A 23,071-nucleotide genomic window follows, 5' to 3' on the forward strand; every position below is an offset into this window, starting at 1 on the left:
AGAGGCATTTACGGGGAAAGTTGACTCGGCACCACCGAGTCGTGTGAGGCGGGTCGTGTGAGGCGAGGGGGGCGGATGACCGACGTGCAGGGGTACGCTCGGGACTGCTTCCGCGGAGCCACGTCGAGCCGGTTGGGCGTCGAGCTGGAGTTCCTGGTGTTCGACGCGATGGACCGGGCGAGGCCGGTCCCCGTCGCCAGGATCGAGGACGCGCTCCCGCCGCTCCCGGGTGGCAGCAAGGTGACCTTCGAGCCGGGCGGTCAGCTCGAACTGTCGGCCCCGCCCGACGTCCTGCCCGCCGCGATCACCCAGCTCACCGCCGACGTCGAGGCCGTACGGCTCGCGCTCGCCCGGGCCGGGCTGCGGCTGGGCAACCGCGGCCTCGACGTGCTCCGCCCGCCCGTCCGGCAGCTGACCGAGCCGAGGTACGAGGCGATGGCCGCCTTCCTGGGCCGCCCGCACGGACCGGCGATGATGTGCTCGACGGCCTCGATCCAGGTCAACCTCGACTTCGGCGACGATCCGCGGGCTCGCTGGGAACGCGCCCACGTGCTCGGCCCGGTGCTCGTGGCCGCCTTCGCCAACTCGCCTGCCGGTGGGTGGGCCTCCGGGCGCCAGGCGGTGTGGAGCCGTCTCGATCCGACCAGGACCGCTCCCGTCGCACAACGCCTGGACGGCGGCGGCGACCCGGCGGACGACTGGGCGCGCTACCTCCTCGACGCGCGTCTCATGATGGTCCGGGAGGGCGACGCCTGCCGGCCCGTCCTCGACGGCTCGCCGTTCCGCGACTTCGCCCGGGTGGCCGGGCGGCCGGCGGGTGAGGCCGACATCGCCTATCACGCCACCACGCTCTTCCCGCCGGTGCGTCCCCGCGGCTGGCTGGAGGTGCGCTACCTCGACGCGCAGGGGCCCGCCGGATGGCCCGTGTGCGCGGCCATCGTCCACGCGCTCGTGACCGACGACCAGGCCGCGGCGACCGCCCTGGAGGCCGCCCGGCCGCTCGCCGGCCGCTGGACCGACGCCGCCCGCCTCGGGCTCACGGACTCCGCCCTGCGCCGCTGCGCCTCCGTCTGCTTCCGCGCCGCCGCCGAGGCGCTACCCCGGCTCGGGGCCGGGCCCCGGCTGGTCGCCCGGGTCCGCGCGTTCGCCTCCCGGCACATCGAATCCGGCCGCCCGCCGGCCGCCGACCGGATGGAGGAGATGTTCGCGTGACCGAACTCGACATCGGTATGACCGGTCTGAAGGACAGGATCGCGGCCGAGCTCGCCGCCGTGCGGGAGCGGTCCCTCGCCTACACCGACGCCGACGACGACGTGCTGACGCGTCAGCACTCGTCGCTCATGTCGCCGCTGGTCTGGGACCTCGCCCACGTCGGCAACTACGAGGAGCTGTGGGTGCTCCGGGAGGTCGGCGGCATCGAGCCGCTGCGCCCGGAGATCGACCACCTCTACGACGCGTTCAAGTATCCGCGCGCGAACCGGCCCTCGCTGCCGCTGCTCACCCCCGCCGAGGCCAGGAAGTACATCTCGGGCGTACGCGGCCGGGTGCTCGACGTCCTCGACCGGCTGGACCCGGCCGACCCCGACCCGCTGCGGGCCGGCGGCTTCGTCTTCGGGCTGGTCCTGCAGCACGAGCACCAGCACGACGAGACCATGCTGGCCACGCTGCAGCTGTCCCGGCGGCCGGGGCTGGTGCGCGACGGCGAGCTGCCGCCCGGCGGCGCTCCGGCCGCCGATCCCGAGGTCCACATCCCCGCCGGGATCTTCAGCATGGGCACGGACACGGTGGCCTGGGCGTACGACAACGAACGCCCGGCGCACCGGCGGCACCTGCCGGGCTTCTGGATCGACCGTCATCCTGTCACCTGCGGGGCGTACCTGCGGTTCGTCGAGGACGGCGGCTACCGCGACCCGCGCTGGTGGCTGCCGCAGGGCTGGGAGTGGGTCGAGCGGACCGGCGTGGACGCCCCGCTGTTCTGGACGAGGGACGGCGACACCTGGTGGCGTCTCCGCTTCGGCCGGGAGGAGCCGGTGCCGCCGGACGAGCCGGTCCAGCACGTCTCGTGGTACGAGGCCGACGCGTACGCCCGATGGGCGGGCAGGCGGCTGCCGACCGAGGCCGAGTGGGAGAAAGCGTGCGGGGGCCGCGAGTATCCCTGGGGCGACGCCGGGCCCGCCGACCTCGCCTACCGGGCGAACCTGGGACACCGGGCCGCGCGGCCCGCGCCGGTCGGGGCGTACCCCAAGGGAGCGAGCCCGTACGGCGTCGAACAACTCGTCGGCGACGTCTGGGAGTGGACGGACTCCTGGTTCCAGCCCTATCCGGGCTTCCGGAGCTTCCCGTACAAGGAGTACAGCGAGGTCTTCTTCGGGGAGACCTACCGGGTGCTGCGCGGCGGCTCGTGGGCCACCCATCCCTCGGCGGTGCGGACGACCTTCCGCAACTGGGACCTCCCGATCCGCAGGCAGATCTTCGCCGGGTTCCGCTGCGCGCGATCCGAGGACTAACCGGTGTGCCGCCACGCGGCGTGGCTGGGGCCGCCGCGGTCCCTGGCCTCGCTGGTCAGCGACCCCGAGCACGGCCTGCTGCGCCAGTCGTACGCGCCGCGCCTGCAGAGGTACGGCACCGTGAACGCCGACGGGTTCGGGTTCGGGTGGTACGACGCGGCCCTGCCGGGGCCGGTCCGCTACCGCCGGGCGGTGCCGATCTGGGCGGACGCCAACATGCCCGGTCTCGCCGCGGCGGCGCGCTCGTCGTGCCTGCTCGCGGCGGTCCGGTCGGCCACGACCGGGATGCCGGTGGAGGAGACGGCGACCGCGCCGTTCGCCGACGGGCGCTGGCTGCTCAGCCACAACGGCAGGGTCCGGCGGGAGGCGGTCCGGCCCCTCGTGACCGGCGTGGACGCCGACCCGGAGAGCGCGTGCGACTCGGCGTGGCTCGCCTCGGCGGTGTTCGCCCGCCTCCGCGACGGCGTGCCGCTCGCCGACGCGCTGTCCCTCGTCGTGTGCGAGGCCGCCGAGGGGGACCGGCACGCACGGCTCAACCTGCTCGTCACCGGCGGCGCGGAGGTGGCGGCCGTCACCTGGGGCGACACCCTGTTCACCCACCTGGAGGAGGGAGTGCTCGTGTCCAGCGAGCCGCTGGACGACCGGCCCGGATGGCGGGCCGTGCCCGACCGCAGCCTGCTGCTCGCCTCCCCCGACGGCGTGGCGGTGACACCCATCTGACACCCATCCGACGGCCACCGACTGAGAGGGGACCTCATGAGCATGATCGATCACCTCGGCGGCGACTACCTGCGCCAGGCTCTGGAGTGCGACGTGCGCGCCGGGTTCACCTCCACACCCAAGTGGCTGCCGCCCAAGTGGTTCTACGACGCGGCCGGCAGCGAGCTGTTCGCCCGGATCACCCGGCTGGCCGAGTACTACCCCACCCGGTGCGAGCTGGAGATCCTGCGCCGCCGGGCCGTCGACGTCGCGGCGCTCAGCCGCGCCGACACGCTCGTCGAACTGGGCTCGGGCACCAGCGAGAAGACCGTGCTCCTGCTCGACGCGCTGGCCGCCGCCGGGACGCTCCGGGCCTACGTCCCGGTCGACGTGGACGCCGTCACGCTGGAGGCCGCGGCGGAGCGGCTCGCCGTACGCTATCGCGGCCTGGACGTGCGGCCGGTGCGCGCCGACTTCGAGCGGCACCTCGCCCTGCTGCCGAGGACGGGCAGGCGGCTGGTCGCGTTCCTCGGCGGCACGATCGGCAACCTCACGCCCGCCGCCCGGGAGGTGTTCCTCAAGGAACTGCGCGCCACGATGCGGCCGGGGGACACCCTGCTCCTCGGCGCCGACCTGGTGAAGGACCCCGCCCGGCTGGTCGCGGCGTACGACGACCCGCGGGGCGTCACGGCCGCGTTCAACCGCAACGTGCTCCGCGTGATCAACAGGGAGCTGGACGCCGCCTTCGAGCCGGAGGCGTTCGATCACGTCGCGCTCTACGACGAGGACGAGGAGTGGATCGAGATGCGGCTGCGGGCGGCCCGGCCGATGGAGGTCCCGATCAGGGCGCTCGGCCTGACGGCCGCCTTCGGCGCGGGGGAGGAGCTGCGTACGGAGATCAGCGCCAAGTTCCGCAGGGAGGGCCTGCTCGGCGAGCTGTCCCGGGCCGGCTTCGCGGTCGCCCGCTGGTACACCGACAGCGGAGGCGACTTCGCGCTGACCCTCGCCGCCGTACCCGCCGTCACCGGGCCGGGCGTCAGCGGGTGAGCTGCCGGGGGCGGGCGGCGGCCGAGGCCCCCGCGGGCAGGGGGAGGCGCAGGACGAAGCGGGCGCCGCGCGGGGAGTCCTCGACGCGGAGCGTGCCGTGGTGCGCGTCCGCCGTGATGCGGCAGAGGGCGAGGCCCAGCCCGGTGCCCTTGGGGTCGCGGCGGCGCCCGTCCTTCAGCCGCACGAACGGCTCGAAGACCCGCTCGCGGTCCTCCGGCGCGATGCCGTCGCCGTCGTCGAGCACGGTGACGACCGCCTCGTCCCCGGTCCGCTCGACGCTGACCTCCACCTCGCTGTGCGCGTGCCGCTGGGCGTTGATCAGCAGGTTGGTCAGCACGCCGCACAGCTGGATCCGGTTGCCGAGGACGGTCACGTCGTCCCTGATCTCGGCGCGCACGGGCACCCCGTCCGTACGGGCGGCCGCCTCCTCTCGCGCGAGCGTCCCGAGGTCGACCGGCTCGGGCTCGGCCGCCGCGGCCGTGCGGACGCGGGCGACCGTGAGCATCTCGTTGATGATCGCCTGGCAGCGCTCGGTGGTGCGCACCGCCGTCCGCAGGGTCTCGTACGGATCGGTCTCGTCTCGGTAGAGAAGGGCCTCCTCCAGCTGCGTCCGCAGGCCGGCCAGCGGGGTCCGCAGCTCGTGGGAGACCATCGAGGCGAAGTGCCGCTGCTGGCGCACCGAGGAGTCGAGGTGTTCGAGCAGGCCGTTGGAGGCCCGCGCCAGCTCGGCGATCTCGTCGTGGCCGCGCGGCTGCGGCACCCGCAGGCTGAGGTCGCGCACGGTGATCTCTTCGACCTTCTCGCGGATCTCCCGGACGGGGCGCAGTGTGCGCCCGGCCGAGCGCCAGCTCGCCCAGGTCCAGCCGGTCGTCATGAGCAACACCCCGATCGCGATGAACAGTTCCAGCCGCCGCGTCGCCAGGAGGGCCGGCTCGGCCTTCCCGGAGTAGACGGCGTGCGGCTCGCCGTTCCAGAAGAGCCGGGTCTGCACCGGAAGCACCCGTACGGCGGTGACCACGACGCACCAGTCCCCGTTCCGGCACTCGATCCGGTACTGCAGGCGGTCCAGGTCGCCGGGCATGGGAGAGGTCAGCGGCGGCCTGCCGGTCGCCCCCCGGCTGGCGGTGATCACCCGGTTGCGGGAGTCGACGAGCTGCACGAGGTTCTCGTGCGCGGCGGGCGGCGCCGGGATGCCGTCGGGGCCCATCGAGGCGATCCAGTCGGTGGCCACCCGCTGGGTGTCCATGAACAGGTTCGAGTGGATCCGGTTCCGGACCGCGAGGTCCAGGCCCACCCCGATCACCGTGAGAACCGTGAGGGAGAGGACCGCGCTCATCAGGGCGATGCGCGCCTGAATAGAACGCGGGCGTAAAAGGAAAGGCATGCGCCTGCCAGTCATGGCCCCTCCCCGATTCCCCGTAATGCAATGCGCGTACAAAAAGGGTATGGGACGTATCCGAGTTCGGACGCCTCAGGACAAAAAGGATCACAAGTCTTACCAGCTCAGGGCCGATGCTTGGCCGTCCCTTTACCCACTCCTCGCGCCGCTTTTCCGGGCCGTGGGAACGGTGGTCGCCGAGGGGAAATCGCGCCGTATGTGAAAAGGGTGGCGGCGCCGGCCGCGAGGACGAGACAGGCGGTCACCACCACCGCGACCGCCGGCCAGGGAATGACCAGGGGGACGGCCGCTCCGGCCTTCTGGGACAGCCCGGCGCGCATCCCGAGCAGCGCGGGCACGGCCACCGCGAACCCGAGCGTGGTGCCGATCCCGGTGACGAGCACCGCCTCGGCCGCGGTCGCCGCGATCACCTGCCGCCGCGTCGCTCCGGACAGGCGCAGGTCCTCCCGGGCGGAGGCGCTCGCCACCGCCAGGGCCAGGCCGCCGGCGACCGACGCGACGCCGGTGATCCACCGCAGGCGCGTCATCGGCGTGCCGCCCGCCGCGTGGTCGCGCAGGGCCTCCAGCGGGCGGACCCGGGCGGCCCGGCCCGAGGCGGACCACGCGCCGAGCAGGCCCGCCGCGATCCCGGCCGCGACCGCGCCGGCCAGGGGCAGGGGGGTGATGCGCACGTCGAACGACGCGGGCTCGAAGCCCGCCGTGACGAGCACCCCGCCCACGGCCGGCGCGACGGCGGCGCCCAGCAGGGCCCCGGCCACCGCCGCGACGACGCCCACGGCGAGCGCCTCGCCGTACACGATCAGCCGCACCTGGCGGGGGGTCGCGCCGGCCACCCGCAGCAGGCCGAACTCCCGGCGGCGCTGGACGACCCGGAACGCGAACGTGGAGGCGACCACGAACACCGACACGAAGCCGCCGAGCAGCGCCATCGCGGTCAGCACCTGCATGCCGATCCACCGGGTCCGCGCGTCGGCGGCCGGCTCGGCCTCCGCCCTGTCCTCCCCGGCGAGCACCCGCGCCGCGCCGGCCCCGGCGTCGCGCACCGCACGCCCGGCCGCCGCCCGTATGGCGGAAAGATCGGCTCCTGGTTCGGTGCGCAGCCCGATGACGCGGACCCCGTCCGCGCCGTACGGCCCGGGGGTGCGGTAGGGGACGACCGCCGCGACGCCGGGCACCGACGCCAGGGCGCGGACCAGCGCCTCCGTCGTTCCGGGAGACCAGGGCGGGTTCTCGGCGAAGTTGTTCTCCTCCCCGGGCACGCCGGGGCCGCGCACGAGCAGGGGCACGGCGGCGTACCGCGCGGGCACCCGCGGGCCCGCGGACGTCAGCAGCAGCGCGCTCGCGGTGAGGATCGCGGCGCCGAGGCAGAGCGCGGCGAAGGTGCCCGCGAGGCCGGTCCACCGGCCGCGGAGCAGGGCCAGGCTCAGGGGCCGGTTCAGGGGCCGGTTGAGGGGACGGCTCAGCACGTCTCCTCCAGCAGCGCCACACGGGCGGCGATCTCGGTGGCGCTCGACCGGTCCAGCTCCCCGGCGAGCCGCCCGTCGGCGAGCAGCACGACCCGGTCGCCGTACGCCGCCGCGGCGGGGTCGTGTGTGACCATGACGACGGTCTGCCCGTGGGCGTCCACGAGCGCGCGCAGGAGTTCCATGACCACGCGGGACGCGGCGCGGTCGAGCGCGCCCGTCGGTTCGTCGGCGAAGAGCACGGCGGGCCGGGTGATCAGCGTGCGGGCGATCGCCACCCGCTGCCGCTCGCCGCCGGAGAGCTCGGCGGGCCGGTGCCCGGCCCGCCGGTCCAGGCCGACCTCGGCGAGCGCCGCGCGCACCTCGTCCCGTCCGGGACGGCGCCCGGCCAGGCGGAGGGGGAGCGCCACGTTCTCCTCGGCGGTGAGCGCGTCGACGAGGTTGTGCTCCTGGAACACGAAGCCGACCCGTTCCCGGCGCAGCAGGGTGAGCGCCTTCTCGCCGAGCGGGCCGAGGTCGACGCCGCCGATCAGGACGGTCCCGTCCGTCGGCCGGTCGAGCCCGGCGGCGCAGTGCAGCAGCGTCGACTTGCCCGAGCCCGAGGGCCCCATCACGGCCGTGAAGGTCCCCTGGGCGAAGCCGAGGCTCACGCCGTCGAGAGCGGTCACCGCGCCCGGCCCGGTGCCGTGGACCATGCGGACCGAGTCGAGCAGGACCGCCTGCCCGGTCGTCTGTGTCGTGCCTGTTCGTCTCATGGAGCCGAGCCAACCGGGAGCGAGCCCGCGCGGCACTGGCGTTGGGACGAGAACCGGAGGTATCCCCAGCACTACCGACATCGGCGGGCCCGGCGGCTAGCGTCGATGCCGTGACCGCCCCCTTCCCCGCCGTCGCCGCTCTCGCGCCCCGGACCGCGTTGGAGGCGCTCGCCGGGCCTCCCCAGCGGTTCCTCGCCTCGGCCTGGCCGTGGAGGTCCCTGGCGTACCTGCTGGCCGGGCTCGTCCCCGGCTCCGCCTTCGCCGCCGTCCTCACGCCCGTCCGGCTCATGGGTGGTCCGGCGGCCGTACCGGTGTCCCTCGCGGTGGCGGCCGTGCTGCTCACGCCGGTGGCCCGGTTCGAGCGGTGGCGACTGGGGCTCGCGGACCGGCAACCCGTACGTGGCCTGCCGGACGGGTGGTGGCCGGGATGGCGGGAGGCGGGGCACACCCTCGTGGCGCTGGTCGCGCTCTGGTGGGTCGACCTGCTGGTGGCGGCGGCCGCGATCGGCGGGCCCGTGGTGCTGATCCTCTCCCCGGTCGTGCAGCCGACCGCTCCCGAGGGCGAGGCGACACTGGCGCAGACCTTCGCCGGCTCGGCCCTCGGGCTGCTGCTGGTGCCCGTCGCGGCGTACACGGTCAGCGCCTGGGCGGGCGCCCGGGCCGCGATGGCGCGCGCGATGCTGGTCCCGCAGGAGGCCGAGACGCGGGAGATCGCGCGGTCCCGGGCGCGTCTGGTGGACGCCTTCGAGGCCGAGCGCCGCCGCATCGAGCGCGACCTGCACGACGGCGCGCAGCAGCGGCTGGTCGCGCTGTCGATGAAGCTGGGCCTGGCGGGGCTCGACCTCCCGCCGGGCTCGCCCGCGGCCCTGCGGCTCGACGAGGCGCGCGAGCTGGCCGGGCAGGCGCTCGGTGAACTGCGCGAGCTGATCCGCGGAGTCCATCCGCAGGTGCTCGCCGATCGCGGCCTGCCCGCCGCCGTACGCGACGTCGCCGGGAGGTCGCCGGTGCCCGCGCGGGCGGACGTCACGCTGGACCGGCGGCTGCCCGAGCGGGTGGAGGCGGCGGCCTACTACGTCGCCTGCGAGGCGCTGGCGAACGTGGCCAAGCACAGCGGGGCCGGCTCCTGCACGGTGCGCGGCCGGCTGCGCGGCGCACGGCTCGTGCTGGAGGTCGCCGACGACGGGCGCGGGGGAGCGGACCCGGCGCGCGGCACCGGCCTGACCGGGCTCGCCGACCGGGTGGCGGCCGTCGGGGGCACGCTCACCGTCGAGAGCCCGCACGGCGGCCCGACCACGGTGCGGGCCGAGATCCCGTGCGAGTGGTGATCCCGTGCGTGTGGTGATCGCCGAAGACTCGGTGCTGCTCCGGGAGGGACTCGCGGGCCTGCTCGAACGCTTTGGGCACGACGTCGTCGCGGCCGTCGGCGACGCTCCCGCGCTGATCGCGGCGGTCGCCGAGCAGGATCCGGACGTCGTCGTCGCCGACGTGCGCATGCCGCCCGGCTTCAGCGACGAGGGACTCCGGGCGGTGCTGGAACTGCGGGCGGCGCGGCCGTCCCTCGCCGTGCTGGTGCTCAGCCAGTACGTCGAGCAGACCTACGCCGCCGAACTGCTCGACCAGACCCAGCGCCCGGGCGGGGGTGGCGTGGGCTACCTGCTGAAGGACCGCGTCGGCGACGTCACGCAGTTCGCCGGCGCGGTGACGACGGTCGCGGGCGGCGGCACGGTCATCGACGCCGAGGTCGTCCGGCAGTTGCTGCGCGGGCGCCGCGACCCGGTGGCCCGGCTCTCCCCGCGCGAGCGCGAGGTGCTCGCGCTCGTCGCGGAGGGCCGGTCCAACGCCGCGATCGCCCGCGCGCTGTTCGTCTCCGAGGCGGCCGTCGCCAAGCACATCGCGAGCATCCTCGCCAAGCTCGACCTGCCTCCGGACGCGGACGACCACCGCCGGGTGCTCGCCGTGCTCGCCTACCTGCGCGCCGGCGGGTGACGCCCCGTCAGCGGCCCGGGCTGGAGATGACCTTCTCGGGAACGACGCGTACGGTGACGCGCTGCTCTCCCGGCTGGCGGAAGGGGTAGGTGTCCACCCCGAGGTACTTCTTCGCCAGGCCGTCGATGACCGTGTCCGCGCCGTCCAGCTCCAGCGTGGCGGTGCCGGAGACGCTGACGAAGCGGAAGGCGTCGTTGGGGTCGAGCACGCTGACCGACACCTGGGGGTTGCCGCGCAGGTGCCGCTCCTTCGCCCGGCCCACGGCGGTGTTGAAGACGACGTCGTCACCGTCGACGGTGACCCACACCACCGTGTTGTGCAGCGATCCGTCCGGCCTGACGGTCGTCACCCAGGCGTGGATCGGTTCCCGCAGTAACGCCACGGCGTTCTCGTCCAGCTTGCTCATCCGGCTTCTCCTCGGTTCGTCGGCGCTGATCCAGATCGACAACACGACAGCGCACGACGACATTCTCTTCCCGAGGACGGGGGGCATGATCGCCGCCCCCGGATCAGCGTACGGAGACGGGCTCGGGGGCGGGGATGACGGGGCGCCGGACCTCCTCCCGCAGCCGGGGCGCGAGTTCGGTGGTCAGCGGCGCCCTCTCGGCCCGCAGCCGGTTGAGCGCGAGCACGAGCGCGGTGCCCCACAGCAGGTGTCCCGCCAGCAGCGTGGCCTGGCGTCCCGGGCGGTCCTTCGGCAGGGGCGGATACGCGCCGATGGCCGGCGCGAGGCCCCGGCAGCCGAAGTGCCACACCAGCAGCCCGTACGCCGTGCCGATCGGGACGGGCACCCGTTGCCCGGCCGACAGCAGGCCCAGCACGGTGCCGCAGCTCGACCCGAAGGCGTAGTGCGCGATGGTCGAGAGCACGCTCTCACCCGGTTTGGGACGGCTCGCGCGGCCCGGCAGGGTCATCCGGGCGAACCGCCGCGGCGGCGGCTCCTCCAGCAGGCCGGCCCTGTCCGCCGCCATCAGCATCGCGCTGTACACCGCCGTCGCGAGCGCGCCGCCGACGGCGCCGTTCACCAGGTTGCGCATCATGAGGAGCCTTTTCCCACCCCGGCCGGATCACCCGCCCTCGCGGTGCCCCGTTCTCGGTAAACAATCAAGTCCCACCCCACGAGGAGCTTGGTCAGGCCAGGGAGTTGATGGATGCACTGCGGTACGGCAAGGCGCCCACTGTCCACTGGCGGACGGAGCGCGCGGGCCGCAGGGCGCTGATCGCTGCCACTGTGGCTTCACTGGACTGCCTCTCCCTGGTTGCGATCGCCTTCTACAGTCCCCCGGGCCGTTCGGAGCGCGCCAGGCGCCGCTGCCTCCTTCGGCTGCTGCCTGAACTGTCCGCCCATGAGGTGGGCACGGTCGTCTTCGAGTCCCGTCGAGAGCAGGACGCAGGCGATAGGGCGATCCTGACGAACCTCCGTATCTCTGGGCAGGTCGCCGCTGAGATGGCTGTCGTCTGGGCGCGCGCCAGTTCTGACGCCGCGTTGTGGACAGCAGACGTGGTCGCAGGAATCGTCGCCGGGTGGCTGGACGGAGAAGATCGCTGGTTGGCGCTCTTCGAGGAGCGACTCACGTTTTTCGAGGCAGAGGGAATTTGATCCCGGACAGCGCGAGCGCCGGGCTCCCGATTCCATCGGGGGGTTCCCGGCGCCACTTCCGCACCCCAGAGGGTGCGTCACAGTCAGTATCTCCACGATTGCGCGCTGTCGTCAACCCGGTATCGGGTTGCGTGTGGCCTGTGGGCGCGAGCTGCCCGAGGCGGCCGGTAGACCGGATCAGCTCGGGGCGATGGAGCGGAGGAGGCGGTCCCAGTCGGTGTGGAAGCGGTCGAGGTTGTAGCGGGTGAGCGCGGCGGCGCGGGCGGCCTTGCCGGCCTGGGCGGCGAGCTCCGGTTCGTTGGCGAACCGGTCGAGGGCCCGGAGCAGTGAGGGGATCTTGGTCGAGACGACCCCCGCCTCCGGCGGCACCGCCTCCACGGCCTCGGTGGTGGCGAGGGCGACGACCGGCATGCCGATCATCATGGCCTCGATCAGCGACAGGCCGAGCGAGGTCCAGCGGTAGGGGTGCAGGTAGACCCGGCGCCTGGCCAGTTCGGTGTGCATGGCGCTCTGCGGCAGGTCCTCGAAGGCCTCCATCGCCCCGTCGAGGCCGAGCTTGGCGGGCAGGTTCGCGACCTGCATGCCGAACACGTCGATCGGGGCACCCGTGGCGAAGGTGGGCAGCAGGTCGGTGCCCGCCACCCGCCAGCGCCTGATCGGCTCGTTGACGACGACCCCCGCGCGGGCCAGTTCACCGCTGTAGAGGTGGCCGGGATCCACCACGCCGTGCTCGATGACGTGGGTGGGCGCGCGGCCGGAGTCCCAGAAGAGGTCGTTGAAGTGGGTGACGTGGACGAGCGGGATGTCGTTCCGGTCAGCGAGCGGGTGGCGGGTCTTCGGCACGTCCCCGGCGGGGGTGTTGTGCTCGACGTAGACGCCCGGCACGTCGCGGCCCAGCCATTCGCGGGCGAGTTCGATCTCGTGCGGCCGCTGGTAGACGACCAGGTCGACGTCCTCGGCGGCCAGCCGGTCGTGGGGCACCTCCCGCACGGTCTCCGGCCAGGGATAGGTCTCCGCCCGGCCCCGCCCGTCGGGGCCGCGGTCGGGCGTGAGCGGCACCAGATATTCGTGCCCCCCGTGCACGAAGGAGGTGGTCCACGAACCGTGGACATGCCAGACCATGATCTTCATCGCGTCGCTCCCCGTCCGTCCTTCTGCAGACTCTGGAACACCCTGCCTCCTGTCGCGCCTCCCCCCTGGGCGCGCCACCCCCCTGCCCCACTCGGCCCCGCTTAAGGCTCCGCTGTCAGCGGAATCCTCGGCAGCACCAGATCGACCGCCGCGGCGAGGTCGGGCGCCACCTCGAGCGCCGCGGCCACCTCCTCCGGCAGCGTCACCGGGGTCGGCACAAGGACTCCCCGCGCGCCCGCCGCGCGGGCCGCCTCCACGTCCCGGCCGATGTCGCCGATCACCACGCAGTCGACGGGCGAGACGCCGAGTCGGCGGGCGGCGCTCAGCACGAGGCCGGGTGCGGGCTTGCGGCAGGCGCAGTGGTCGCCGTCGTCGTGCGGGCAGATCTCCCAGACGTCGAACGGCCCCAGCAGGGCCTCCACCCGGGCGTTCACGGCACGCAGGGCAGCCGGCGCGATCAGCCCCTTGGCCACCCCCGACTGGTTGGTGACCACCCCGATCGGGACGCCGGCCGCGCGGAGCCGGTCCAGCGCCTCCCGCGCTCCGCCGACCGGCGCCACGCGATCGGGGTCGCTGTTGTACGGAACATCGTGGACGAGTGTTCCGTCACGGTCGAAGAGCACCGCGGCGGGTGGGCGAGCGGGCTGGGACACGAGCGGGCCTCCTGAGCGGCCTCTTAAGCGGCCTTCTGCGGGAATCGCCCGCCGGGCTACCCGGAGGACTTATAGGCAAACGCGCCGTGACCACGAGCTGACCGCGCGCTGACCACCTCCAGGCCAGGGCATGTAACTACGCAGAGTAGCGGTTATTGAGCACATCACCCACTCACGTCGACTTCTCTACAAAGGAGTGTTTAGCGCCGCTTCTCTCGGTAACCAGACCGGCACTGCGCAACGGAGGGAAACCGATGCGGTTCTTGGGCATAAACGCGATATTCCATGATCCGGCCGCTGCGCTGGTCGTGGATGGCGAAGTGGTGGCCGCAGCGGAGGAAGAGCGCTTCAGCCGGCGCAAGCACGGCAAGCGGCCGGTGCCGTTCTCGGCCTGGGAGCTCCCCGAGCAGGCCGCGGCGTGGTGCCTGGAACAGGCCGGCCTGCGGCCCGAGGACCTCGACGGAGTCGCCTACTCCTACGATCCGGAGCTGGTGCTGCCCGGAGGGGAGGGGCAGGACGCGCGCTGGGAGGACATGCGCACCACCTACGCGCGCCGGGCCCCCAGCTTCCTGGCGACCGCGCTGCCCGGGCTGGACGCCGCCCAGGTGCGGTTCGTCCCCCACCACATCGCGCACGCCGCGTCGGCCGGGCTGGCCGCGCCGTACGACGAGTCGGCGGTGCTGGTCTGCGACGGCCGGGGCGAGGCCGTGTCGCACCTCGCCGGGCACTACCGGGACGGCGAGCTCACCGTGCTGGCGAGCCAGGCCCTGCCGCACTCCCTCGGACTGATGTACGAGGACCTCACCGCGCACCTCGGCTTCCTGCGGTCGAGCGACGAGTACAAGGTGATGGCCCTCGCCTCCTACGGCGAGCCGCGGTTCCTGCGGGAGATGCGCGAGCTGATCTACCCGACGGGTGACGGCGGTTTCCGGGTCGAGCAGATCGACTGGAGCGTCTACGCCAAGGCCCTCGGCAAGGGCGAGAAGTGGACCTCCGACCACGCCGACCTCGCGGCGAGCGTGCAGACGCGGCTGGAGGAGGTGTTGCTCGACCTCGCCCGGTGGCTGCACGAGCGGACCGGCGCCCGTCATCTCACGATGGCCGGGGGAGTGGCGCTGAACTGCGTGGCCAACACCCGGCTGTTCGCCGAGGGCCCGTTCGAGGACATCTGGGTGCAGCCCGCGGCGGGTGACTCCGGCACCGCGCTCGGCGGGGCGCTGCACCTCGCTCAGGCCGGTGGCGACCGGGTCGCCCCGATGCCCGGCGCCGACCTCGGCCGCGGCTGGACCGACGAGGAGCTCGGCGCCTGGCTCGACGTGGCGAAGGTGCCGTACGAGCGGCCCGCCGACCTCGCCGCGGCCGTCGCCGCCGACCTCGCCGCCGACCGCGTGGTGGCCTGGTTCCAGGGCCGCGCGGAGTACGGCCCCCGCGCCCTCGGCCGCCGTTCCCTGCTCGCCAACCCCGGAAATCCCCGCAACACCGAGCGGCTCAACGACGTGAAGGGCCGTGAGCAGTTCCGCCCCATCGCCCCGATGGTCCTGGCGGAGCGCGCCTCCACGATCTTCGGCAGGGGCCCGATGTCGAGCCCGTACATGTTGTTCGTCCACGACGTGAGGCCCGAGTGGCGCGACCGCATCCCGGCCGTCGTCCATGTGGACGGCACGGCCCGCATCCAGACGATCGAGCCCGGGCGCGACCCGCTGCTCGCCCGGTTACTCGAGGAGTTCGAGGCCCGCACCGGGGTCCCCGTGGTGGTCAACACGAGCCTCAACACCGCCGGCCGTCCGATGGTGGACGATCCGCGCGACGCGCTGGAGTGCTTCGGCTCGGCGCCCGTGGACGTGCTCGTTCTCGGCCCGTACGTCGTGCGCAGGGGGGCGGTGTTCGCGGGATGACATCGGAGACGACCCGGCAGACGACACAAAAGACGACACACCAGACGACAGAAAAGACGGCACAGCAGATCGGCCGGAAACGGAAGGCCGCCCCCACCGAGGCCGTCCCGCAGGGGCCGGCCGTAACGGTCGTGATCCCGACGATCGGGCGGCCGAGCCTCGCCGCCACGCTCGCCGCCATCGATCCCCAGGACGGTTCAGAGGTCATCGTGGTGGACGACCGTCCAGAGGACGGCGCCGAAGCCCTGCCGGTCCCCGCCCGCGTACGGGTGCTGAGGTCGGGCGGGCGTGGCCCGGCCGCCGCGCGCAACGTGGGCTGGCGGGCGGCGACGACCCCCTGGGTGGCGTTCCTGGACGACGACGTGGTGCCGGGGCCCGGCTGGGCGCGGGCGCTGGCGGCCGACCTCGCCCGCCTGCCCGCGCACGTGGGCGGCAGCCAGGGACGGCTGGAGGTGCCGCTGCCCGGGTCCGCCGAGGGCCGCCGCCCGACCGACGCCGAGCGCAACACCGCCGGCCTGGCCGGCGCCGACTGGATCACCGCCGACATGGCCTACCGCAGGGCGGCTCTGGAGGCGACCGGCGGGTTCGACGAACGCTTTCCCGGCGCGTACCGGGAGGACGCCGACCTCGCGATTCGCGTGGAGCGGGCCGGGTTCTGCCTGGTGAAGGGGGAGCGGCTGACGCGGCACCCGGTGCGCGCCGACGGCTTCTGGTCCAGCGTGCGCTTCCAGCGCGGCAACGCCTCCGACGCGCTCATGCGCCAGGCGTACGGCCGCGACTGGCGGCTGTTCGTCGGCGGCCACCCGGGCAGGCTCAGGCGGCACGCACTCACCACCGGCGCGGGACTGCTCGCGCTCACGCTGGCCGCCGCCGGCGTGCGGAACGGCCGCCGGACGCGTCTCGCCGCGGGCGCCGCCGGACTCGCCTGGCTCGGCCTCACCGCCGAGTTCGCCTGGGCGCGGATCGCCCCCGGGCCGCGTACGCCCGAGGAGATCTGGCGCATGGCCGTGACCAGCGTGGTGATCCCGCCGGTCGCGTGCGCCCACCGGCTCAGGGGCGAGCTCGCGGTGCGGACGGGGAGGCGTCCGTGATCGGGACCGCACTGGTGGTGCGGCCCGACAACGCGGGTGACGTGCTGCTCGCGGGGCCCGCCGTGCGCGCCGTCGCCGCCGGGGCACGTGAGGTCGTCATGCTCGCCGGCCCGAACGGCAGGGCGGCGGCCGGACTGCTGCCCGGCGTCGACCGCGTGCTGGAGTGGCGCGCCCCCTGGATCGACCCCGACCGGATGCCGGTGACCTCCGAGCACGCGGCCCGCCTGGTCGAGCAGGTCCGCGCCGTCGGGCCCGACCTGGCCGTGATCTTCACGTCCTTCCACCAGTCGGCGCTGCCGACGGCCCTGCTGCTGCGGCTCGCCGGAGTGCCGCGCATCGCCGCGATCAGCGAGGACTACCCCGGCTCCCTGCTCGACGTGCGGCACGTCGTGGACGAGAGCGTGGACGTCCCCGAGCCGGAGCGGATGCTCGGCCTCGCCCGCGCGGCGGGCTTCGTGCTGCCGCCCGGCGACGACGGGCGGCTCGCCGTACGCGGACCGCTGCCGGACGTGGAACACCTCACCGGGCCGCCGGGCTATGTGGTGGTGCATCCCGGCACGACCGCGCAGGCCAGGGCGTGGCCCGCCGAGCGCTGGGCGGAGGCGGTCGGGGCGCTGCTGGCCGCGGGCGAGCGGGTCGTCGTCACCGGCAGCCCGGGGGAGCGGGCCCTCACCGCGATCGTCTCCGGTCCCGCGGCGGACCTCGGCGGGGCGACCACGTTCGCCGAGCTGGCCGCCGTGCTGGCCGGGGCGTCGGCGGTCGTGGCGGCCAACACCGGCCCCGCCCATCTCGCGGCGGCGGTCGGCACGCCGGTGGTCAGCCTGTTCGCGCCGGTCGTGCCCGCCGCCCGCTGGGCGCCGTACGGCGTGCCCTCGGTGCTCCTCGGCGACCAGGACGCCCCCTGCCGGGGGAGCAGGGCGAGGATCTGCCCCGTCCCCGGCCATCCGTGCCTGTCCGCCGTCAGCGGGGCGCAGGTCGTGGACGCCGTCCGCGGCCTGACCGCGGCGAGGGAGCCGCTCGGCGAGGCGGTCGAGGTGGTCGAGGCGGTCAAGGAGGGGGTGTCATGAGGATCGCCCTGGTCTCGGAGCACGCGAGCCCGCTCGCGACCCTCGGCGGCGTGGACGCGGGCGGGCAGAACGTGCACGTGGCGGCGCTGGCCCTGGCCCTGGCGGAGCGGGGCAACGAGGTCGTCGTCCACACGCGGCGCACCTCGCCGGAGCAGCCGGACACCGTGCCCATGGCGCCCGGCGTCACCGTCGAGCACGTGCCGGCCGGGCCGCCCGAGCCGCTGCCCAAGGACGAACTGCTGCCACACATGGTGGAGTTCGGCGCGCACCTGGCCCGCGGGTGGAAGGGCGAGCGGCCCGACGTGGCGCACGCCCACTTCTGGATGAGCGGCCTGGCCGCCCTCACGGCGGCCGAGCCGCTCGGCGTCCCGGTCGTGCAGACCTACCACGCGCTCGGCACGGTGAAGCGGCGCTGGCAGGGCGAGGCCGACACGAGCCCGGCGACCCGGATCTCCGCCGAGCGCGAGATCGGCCGCCGGGCCGTCGCCGTGATCGCCACCTGCTCCGACGAGGTGCGGGAACTGGTCGCGCTGGGCGTGCCGCGCGACCGGATCGCGGTCGTGCCGTGCGGCGTCGACCTCGGCCTGTTCCGCCCGGGCGGCCCGGCCGCCCCGCGCGGCGACCGGCCCCGGGTGCTGAGCATCGGGCGCATGGTGCCGCGCAAGGGGGTGGACACCGTCGTCCGCGCCCTGCGGCAGGTGCCCGGCGCCGAACTCGTCATCGCGGGCGGCGAACCGGGCGACGAGGAGAGCACGCGACTGCGCGCGCTGGCGGACGGCCTCGGCCTCGGCGACCGGGTCCGGCTGATCGGCAGCGTGGGCCGGGCCGAGGTGCCCGCCCTCATGCGCTCCGCCGACGTGCTGGTGACCGTCCCGTGGTACGAGCCCTTCGGCATGGTGCCCCTGGAGGCCCTGGCCTGCGGGGTGCCGGTGATCGCCTCGGCGGTCGGCGGCCACCTCGACACCGTCGCGGGATGCGGCGTGCTGGTGCCGCCCCGGCGGCCCCGCGCGCTGTCCCGCGCGCTCGGCGACCTGCTCGCCCGGCCCGCCCTGCGGGCGGCGCTGTCGGCCGCGGGGGTGAGGCGGGCCCGCGCCCGCTACGGCTGGTCCAGGATCGCCGAGCAGACCGAGTCCGTGTACCGAAACCTGGCCGGCGGGCGTCTCGGCGCCCTCGCCGCCGCGGGAGGCTGAGCGATGCATCCTCACCTGGCCCGGCTGAGCACCGCGCTGACGGCGGTCGACCCGGAGACGCCCAAGATCCACGCCTGGGGTTACAAGCTCGCCGCCGTGCTGAGCGGTGGTGGACGGCTGCTCGCCTGCGGCAACGGCGGCTCGGCCGCCGAGGCGCAGCACCTGACCGCCGAACTGGTCGGGCGCTACCGCGCCGACCGGCGGCCGTACGCCGCGATCCCGCTGCACGGCGACACCTCGTCGCTGACCGCCATCGGCAACGACTTCGGCATCACCGAGCTGTACGCGCGGCAGGTGCGGGCGCACGGCCGCCCCGGCGACGTGCTGATCTGCCTGTCCACCAGCGGGACGAGCGCCAACGTGACCGGGGCGGCCGAGGCCGGCCGCGAGTGCGGCCTGACCACCTGGGCGCTGACCGGCCCAGGGCCGAACCCGCTCGCCGACCTGTGCGACGAGGCCCTGACCGTGCCCGCCGACGACACCGCGACCATCCAGGAGGTGCATCTCACGGTGATCCACATGCTGTGTGACGTGATCGAGAAGGCAGTGGCGTGAGCGCACCACTCGTCATCGTCGGAGACTCCCTGCTCGACGTCGACGTCGAGGGCACGGCCGACCGGCTGTGCCCCGACGCGCCCGTCCCCGTGGTCGAGGGGCAGGCGGAGCACCACCGGCCGGGCGGCGCCGGCCTCGCGGCGCTGCTCGCCGCCCGCGACGGCACGGCGGTGACGCTGGTCACCGCCGTCGGTGACGACCCCTCCGGCCGCTGCCTGGAGGACCTGCTGTCGCCCACGGTCGAGATCGTGCGGCTTCCGCTGCGCGGCACGACCGTGCGCAAGACCCGGGTCCGGGCCCGGGGGCAGACGCTGGTCAGGATCGACACCGGGGACGGCCGGGCGATGGGGCGGCCGGGCCAGGTGGCTTCGAGGAGCTCCGCGGGAGTCTCGGCCTTCGCCCGCGCCGCGGACGCCCTCGCCTCGGCGGGCGCGGTGCTGGTGGCCGACTACGGGCGCGGCGTGGCCGACCTGCTCCGTGAACTGCTGCACGGCCTCGACGTGCCGGTCGTCTGGGACCCCCACCCACGTGGGTCGCTGCCCGTGCCCGGATGCGCGCTCGTCACACCCAGCGAGGCGGAGGCCCGGGGCATGTGCGGCGAGCCGTACGTCTCGCCGGAGCGCACGGCCCGCAGGCTCGTCCGCGACCTCGACGCCGAGGCCGTCGCGATCACGCTGGGCGAGCGCGGCGCGATGCTGGCCCGGCGCGGCGGCAGGTTCGGGCCGGTCCCCGCCCCGCACGTCGCCACCGGCGCCGACGCCTGCGGCGCGGGCGACCGCTTCGCCGCGGCGGCGGCCCTCGCCCTGGCCGATGGCGCGTCCACCGAGGACGCCGTCGCCCGCGCGGTCGGCGAGGCCACCAGGTTCGTGGCGGAGGGCGGGGCCGCCGCCCTCCGCTTGCCGCGCCCGGCCGCCGAGGCGCCCGTGCCGTTCCCGTCCGGGGCCTCCGCCTTCGAGGTGGCCGCCGCCGTACGGGCCGCCGGAGGCCGGCTCATCGCGACCGGCGGATGCTTCGACCTGCTGCACGCCGGGCACGTGAGCCTGCTGCGGCGGGCCAGGGCGCTCGGCGACGCCCTCGTCGTCTGCGTCAACTCCGACGACTCGATCCGGCGGCTCAAGGGCCCGAGCAGGCCGCTGGTGAGCGAGCGCGACCGCGTCGAGGTGCTGCGCGCCCTGGGCTGCGTGGACGCCGTGACGGTCTTCGACGAGGACACGCCGTCCCAGGTCATCGAGCGGCTGGGCCCGGACGTGTGGGTGAAGGGGGGCGACTACGACGAGCGGTCGATGCCGGAGGCCGAGGCCGTGCGCCGGGCCGGCGGGGAGGTCGTCATCCTGCCGACCGTGCCCGGATATTCCACCACGGGCCTGATCGCCGCCGCCCGGGCCGCATCGTGATCTCCGTCGCGGGTAGCGGTCCTCAGTCGGAAGGGAAACCTCAATGGTGGGAAACGTACTGATCACCGGTGGCGCGTCCGGCCTCGGCCGGGCCACCGCGGCGGCGGTCGCCAAGGCCGGCGGCCGGCCGCTGGTCGTCGACCTCAACGAGCCGGACGGCGGGTTCGACCACGTGCGCGCCGACCTCGCCGACCGCGAGCAGGCCGAGCGGGCCGTACGCGAGCTCGCCGAGCGGGCGGGCGGCCTCGACGGCGTGGTCACGGCGGCGGGCGTCGACGCCTGCGGACGGCTGGAGGACGTGGCCGCCGACACGTGGGAGCGGGTGATCGGGGTCAACCTCCTCGGCACCGCCGCGGTGGTCCGGGCGGCCCTGCCGTTCCTCCGCGCGTCGGAGGGTGCGTCGGGGGGCAGGGTCGTCACCGTCGCCTCCACGCTCGGCGTGCGGGCGCTCAGCGACGCCACGGCCTACTGCGCCTCGAAGTTCGGCGTGGTGGGCTTCACCCGGGCCCTCGCGGCCGAGCTGGCGGGCCAGGTCGGGGTCACCCTGCTGATCCCCGGCGGCATGCACACCAGCTTCTTCGACGACCGGCCCGAGCAGTACAAGCCCGGCCCCGACGCCCGGCTGAACCAGCCGGAGGACGTCGCCGCGGCGATCCTGTTCGCTCTCGGCCAGCCGCGGGGCTGCGAGGTCAGGGAGCTGGTCGTGGCCGCCTCGACGGAGACGTCATGGCCCTAGAGGAACCGGGAAGACCGGTCCTGCTCGCCCTGCGCGGGCTGGGGCTCGGCGACCTGCTCGCCTCGGTGCCCGCGCTGCGGGCGCTGCGGCGGGCGCATCCCGGGCATCACTTCGTGCTCGCCACCCCCGCCTACCTCGGCGGGCTGCTCCCGCTGATCGGCGGCGTCGACGAGCTGATCGACGTGTCCGGCCCGGGACCGGTGCCGTACGCGTCGCCGGACGTCGCGGTGAACCTGCACGGCAGCGGCCCGGAGAGCATCCAGGCGCTGCGCCGCACGCGGCCGGGCCGCCTGCTCACCCACACGCACCCCGCCGTGCCCGGCTCGGACGGCCCCGCGTGGAACGCGGAGACGCACGAGCGTGAGCGGTGGTGCTCGCTGCTGGACTGGTACGGCATCGCGGCCGACCCCGACGACCTCGCGCTCGGCGACCCGGGTCCGGGCTCGCTGCCCGGCGGCGAGGTGGTCATCCATCCGGGTGCGGCGTTCCCGGCCCGGCAGTGGCCGCCGGACCGCTTCGCCCAGGTGGCCGCCGAGCTCGTCCGGGAGGGCCACCGGGTCGTCGTCACGGGCGGGGTGACCGAGATCGCGCTCGCCCGGCACGTCGCGGCTCTCGCCGGGCTGCCGGAGGAGTCGGTGCTGGCCGGCCGTACGAACCTGCCCGAGCTGGCCGCGCTGACGGCGCACGCGTCGCTGGTGGTGTGTGGCGACACCGGTATGGCGCACCTGGCCACCGCGGTCGGCACGCCCTCGGTCATCCTGTACGGCCCGATTCCGCCCGCGTTGTGGGGCCCGCCGCCGGGCCGTCCGCACATCGCGCTGTGGGCGGGACGCCGGGGAGATCCGCACGGCGACACGCCGTCGGAAGGCCTGCTGGAGATCGGAGTGCCCGAGGTGCTTGACGCGGTCAGAAGGTTGCGAGGAGTGGGGGCGCGATGAACGGATCCCGTGTCGTGGTCACCGGAGGAGCCGGGTTCCTCGGCTCCTACCTGTGCGAACGCTTACTCGAAGGGGGCGCGGCGGTCGTCTGCCTGGACAACTTCCTGACCGGGTCCCCGCGCAACGTCGAGCACCTGATCGGCCGCCCGGCGTTCCGGCTGGTGGAGTGCGACCTGACGGGGTTCGTCCACGTGCCCGGCCAGGTGGACCTGGTGCTCCACTTCGCCTCGGCGGCGTCGCCCGCCGACTACCTGCGTCATCCGATCGAGACGCTGAAGGTCGGCAGCATGGGCACGCTGCACGCGCTCGGGCTCGCCGCCGAGAAGGACGCCCGGCTGGTCCTCGCGTCCACCAGCGAGGTGTACGGCGACCCGCTGGAGCACCCGCAGAAGGAGACCTACTGGGGCAACGTCAACCCGGTCGGGCCGCGCAGCGTGTACGACGAGGCCAAGCGCTTCGCCGAGGCGCTGACCACGGCCTACCGCGACTCGCGGGGCGTCGACACCGCCATCGCCCGGATCTTCAACACGTACGGCCCGCGGATGCGGCCGCACGACGGCCGGGCGATTCCCACGTTCATCCGGCAGGCGCTGCTGGGCGAGCCGATCACGGTGACCGGTGACGGCAGCCAGACGCGGTCGATCTGCTACGTGGACGACACGGTCGACGGCGTGCTCGCGCTCGCCGCGAGCGACTTCGCCGGGCCGGTGAACATCGGCAACCCGGCGGAGATGTCGATGTCGGAACTGGCGGAGACGATCCGGGACCTCGCGGGTTCCGCCTCGCCGGTCCGGTTCATCGAGCGCCCGGTGGACGACCCCGCCGTGCGCCGCCCGGACACCACGCTCGCCGAGGAGCGGCTCGGGTGGCGTCCCCGGGTCGACCCCCTCACCGGCCTGCGCCGCACCATCGACTGGTTCGAGAAGGAGCTGAGCTCGCCGTACTCCGTCGCCTCCTGATCGCCG

General features: G+C 74.6%; 23 protein-coding genes. 16 read left to right on the plus strand and 7 right to left on the minus strand.

The features are described 5' to 3' along the window. Nucleotides 1–75: 75 nt before the first annotated feature. Genes Mam01_RS06670 through egtD form a run of 4 tightly spaced genes read left to right on the plus strand, consistent with a single transcriptional unit; the run spans nt 76 to nt 4,253 of the window. Nucleotides 76–1,212 carry a glutamate-cysteine ligase family protein gene (locus tag Mam01_RS06670; RefSeq protein ID WP_204284516.1) on the plus strand — a complete coding sequence of 379 codons (1,137 nt, stop codon included), beginning with the start codon at nt 76–78 and terminating at the stop codon, nt 1,210–1,212. Nucleotides 1,213–1,229: 17 nt separating this feature from the next. After that, entirely contained in the window at nt 1,230–2,507 is a 1,278-nt protein-coding gene (gene egtB / locus Mam01_RS06675) for an ergothioneine biosynthesis protein EgtB (protein WP_204284698.1), read from the plus strand. 3 nt (nt 2,508–2,510) lie between these two features. Next, complete coding sequence (egtC, locus tag Mam01_RS06680) at nt 2,511–3,227, plus strand: ergothioneine biosynthesis protein EgtC (protein ID WP_204284517.1); 717 nt, start codon at nt 2,511–2,513, stop codon at nt 3,225–3,227. A gap of 42 nt (nt 3,228–3,269) precedes the next feature. Further along, nucleotides 3,270–4,253: an L-histidine N(alpha)-methyltransferase gene (gene egtD / locus Mam01_RS06685; RefSeq protein WP_373868683.1), complete on the plus strand. Its 984-nt coding sequence runs from the start codon at nt 3,270–3,272 to the stop codon at nt 4,251–4,253. Here egtD and Mam01_RS06690 read toward each other — a convergent pair. From Mam01_RS06690 to Mam01_RS06700, 3 genes are all read right to left on the minus strand, one after another. After that, nucleotides 4,243–5,589, minus strand: coding sequence for a sensor histidine kinase (locus Mam01_RS06690; RefSeq protein ID WP_204284519.1), 1,347 nt, complete (start codon nt 5,587–5,589; stop codon nt 4,243–4,245). The genes egtD and Mam01_RS06690 overlap by 11 nt on opposite strands. 167 nt (nt 5,590–5,756) lie before the next feature. Continuing rightward, nucleotides 5,757–7,118 (minus strand): ABC transporter permease, encoded by a 1,362-nt coding sequence (locus Mam01_RS06695; RefSeq protein WP_204284520.1) that lies wholly within the window; start codon nt 7,116–7,118, stop codon nt 5,757–5,759. Next, complete coding sequence (locus Mam01_RS06700) at nt 7,112–7,870, minus strand: ABC transporter ATP-binding protein (RefSeq protein WP_204284521.1); 759 nt, start codon at nt 7,868–7,870, stop codon at nt 7,112–7,114. The genes Mam01_RS06695 and Mam01_RS06700 overlap by 7 nt, the downstream gene beginning before the upstream one ends. Nucleotides 7,871–7,980: 110 nt before the next feature. On the opposite strand from Mam01_RS06700, the gene Mam01_RS06705 reads away from it, so the two are divergent. Both Mam01_RS06705 and Mam01_RS06710 read left to right on the plus strand, forming a co-directional pair. Beyond that, nucleotides 7,981–9,195: a sensor histidine kinase gene (locus Mam01_RS06705; protein ID WP_204284522.1), complete on the plus strand. Its 1,215-nt coding sequence runs from the start codon at nt 7,981–7,983 to the stop codon at nt 9,193–9,195. Nucleotides 9,196–9,199: 4 nt separating this feature from the next. Further along, nucleotides 9,200–9,856, plus strand: coding sequence for a response regulator transcription factor (locus tag Mam01_RS06710; protein ID WP_204284523.1), 657 nt, complete (start codon nt 9,200–9,202; stop codon nt 9,854–9,856). A gap of 7 nt (nt 9,857–9,863) precedes the next feature. Here the strand turns inward: Mam01_RS06710 and Mam01_RS06715 are convergent, their stop codons facing one another. Both Mam01_RS06715 and Mam01_RS06720 read right to left on the minus strand, forming a co-directional pair. After that, nucleotides 9,864–10,262 carry a PPOX class F420-dependent oxidoreductase gene (locus tag Mam01_RS06715; protein ID WP_204284524.1) on the minus strand — a complete coding sequence of 133 codons (399 nt, stop codon included), beginning with the start codon at nt 10,260–10,262 and terminating at the stop codon, nt 9,864–9,866. A 103-nt stretch (nt 10,263–10,365) separates the two neighbouring features. Continuing rightward, nucleotides 10,366–10,896 (minus strand): hypothetical protein, encoded by a 531-nt coding sequence (locus Mam01_RS06720; RefSeq protein ID WP_204284525.1) that lies wholly within the window; start codon nt 10,894–10,896, stop codon nt 10,366–10,368. 107 nt (nt 10,897–11,003) lie between these two features. On the opposite strand from Mam01_RS06720, the gene Mam01_RS06725 reads away from it, so the two are divergent. Further along, nucleotides 11,004–11,456: a hypothetical protein gene (locus Mam01_RS06725; RefSeq protein ID WP_204284526.1), complete on the plus strand. Its 453-nt coding sequence runs from the start codon at nt 11,004–11,006 to the stop codon at nt 11,454–11,456. Between the two features lie 177 nt (nt 11,457–11,633). Here Mam01_RS06725 and Mam01_RS06730 read toward each other — a convergent pair whose 3' ends face one another. Together Mam01_RS06730 and Mam01_RS06735 are read right to left on the minus strand one after the other, a co-directional pair. Beyond that, nucleotides 11,634–12,587 carry a glycosyltransferase gene (locus Mam01_RS06730; protein WP_204284527.1) on the minus strand — a complete coding sequence of 318 codons (954 nt, stop codon included), beginning with the start codon at nt 12,585–12,587 and terminating at the stop codon, nt 11,634–11,636. 101 nt (nt 12,588–12,688) lie between these two features. Next, nucleotides 12,689–13,240: a D-glycero-alpha-D-manno-heptose-1,7-bisphosphate 7-phosphatase gene (locus Mam01_RS06735; protein ID WP_239101095.1), complete on the minus strand. Its 552-nt coding sequence runs from the start codon at nt 13,238–13,240 to the stop codon at nt 12,689–12,691. 254 nt (nt 13,241–13,494) lie between these two features. On the opposite strand from Mam01_RS06735, the gene Mam01_RS06740 reads away from it, so the two are divergent. The 9 genes from Mam01_RS06740 to Mam01_RS06780 are packed head-to-tail and all read left to right on the plus strand — an operon-like array spanning nt 13,495 to nt 23,065. Continuing rightward, nucleotides 13,495–15,135 carry a carbamoyltransferase family protein gene (locus Mam01_RS06740; protein ID WP_204284528.1) on the plus strand — a complete coding sequence of 547 codons (1,641 nt, stop codon included), beginning with the start codon at nt 13,495–13,497 and terminating at the stop codon, nt 15,133–15,135. Further along, entirely contained in the window at nt 15,132–16,226 is a 1,095-nt protein-coding gene (locus Mam01_RS06745) for a glycosyltransferase family 2 protein (RefSeq protein WP_204284529.1), read from the plus strand. The genes Mam01_RS06740 and Mam01_RS06745 overlap by 4 nt, the downstream gene beginning before the upstream one ends. Next, nucleotides 16,223–17,293 (plus strand): glycosyltransferase family 9 protein, encoded by a 1,071-nt coding sequence (locus Mam01_RS06750; RefSeq protein WP_239101096.1) that lies wholly within the window; start codon nt 16,223–16,225, stop codon nt 17,291–17,293. Before Mam01_RS06745 ends, Mam01_RS06750 begins: the two co-directional genes overlap by 4 nt. Beyond that, on the plus strand, nt 17,290–18,483 hold the full coding sequence (locus Mam01_RS06755) for a glycosyltransferase (protein ID WP_204284530.1): 1,194 nt from the start codon (nt 17,290–17,292) through the stop codon (nt 18,481–18,483). The genes Mam01_RS06750 and Mam01_RS06755 overlap by 4 nt, the downstream gene beginning before the upstream one ends. A gap of 3 nt (nt 18,484–18,486) precedes the next feature. After that, on the plus strand, nt 18,487–19,038 hold the full coding sequence (locus Mam01_RS06760) for a D-sedoheptulose-7-phosphate isomerase (RefSeq protein ID WP_204284531.1): 552 nt from the start codon (nt 18,487–18,489) through the stop codon (nt 19,036–19,038). Beyond that, nucleotides 19,035–20,432, plus strand: a complete 1,398-nt coding sequence (gene rfaE2, locus Mam01_RS06765; RefSeq protein ID WP_204284532.1) for a D-glycero-beta-D-manno-heptose 1-phosphate adenylyltransferase — start codon at nt 19,035–19,037, stop codon at nt 20,430–20,432. Before Mam01_RS06760 ends, rfaE2 begins: the two co-directional genes overlap by 4 nt. A gap of 43 nt (nt 20,433–20,475) precedes the next feature. Further along, the gene (locus Mam01_RS06770; protein ID WP_204284533.1) at nt 20,476–21,168 is read left to right on the plus strand and encodes an SDR family oxidoreductase; all 693 of its coding nucleotides are present in this window, start codon (nt 20,476–20,478) and stop codon (nt 21,166–21,168) included. Continuing rightward, a complete protein-coding gene (locus tag Mam01_RS06775; protein WP_204284534.1) occupies nt 21,159–22,106 on the plus strand; it encodes a glycosyltransferase family 9 protein in 948 nt (315 codons plus the stop codon). The genes Mam01_RS06770 and Mam01_RS06775 overlap by 10 nt, the downstream gene beginning before the upstream one ends. Continuing rightward, nucleotides 22,103–23,065, plus strand: coding sequence for a UDP-glucuronic acid decarboxylase family protein (locus Mam01_RS06780; protein ID WP_204284535.1), 963 nt, complete (start codon nt 22,103–22,105; stop codon nt 23,063–23,065). Before Mam01_RS06775 ends, Mam01_RS06780 begins: the two co-directional genes overlap by 4 nt. Nucleotides 23,066–23,071 lie beyond the last annotated feature (6 nt).

This window comes from Microbispora amethystogenes (assembly GCF_016863015.1).
In the GTDB taxonomy this organism is placed as follows: Bacteria; Actinomycetota; Actinomycetes; order Streptosporangiales; family Streptosporangiaceae; genus Microbispora; species Microbispora amethystogenes.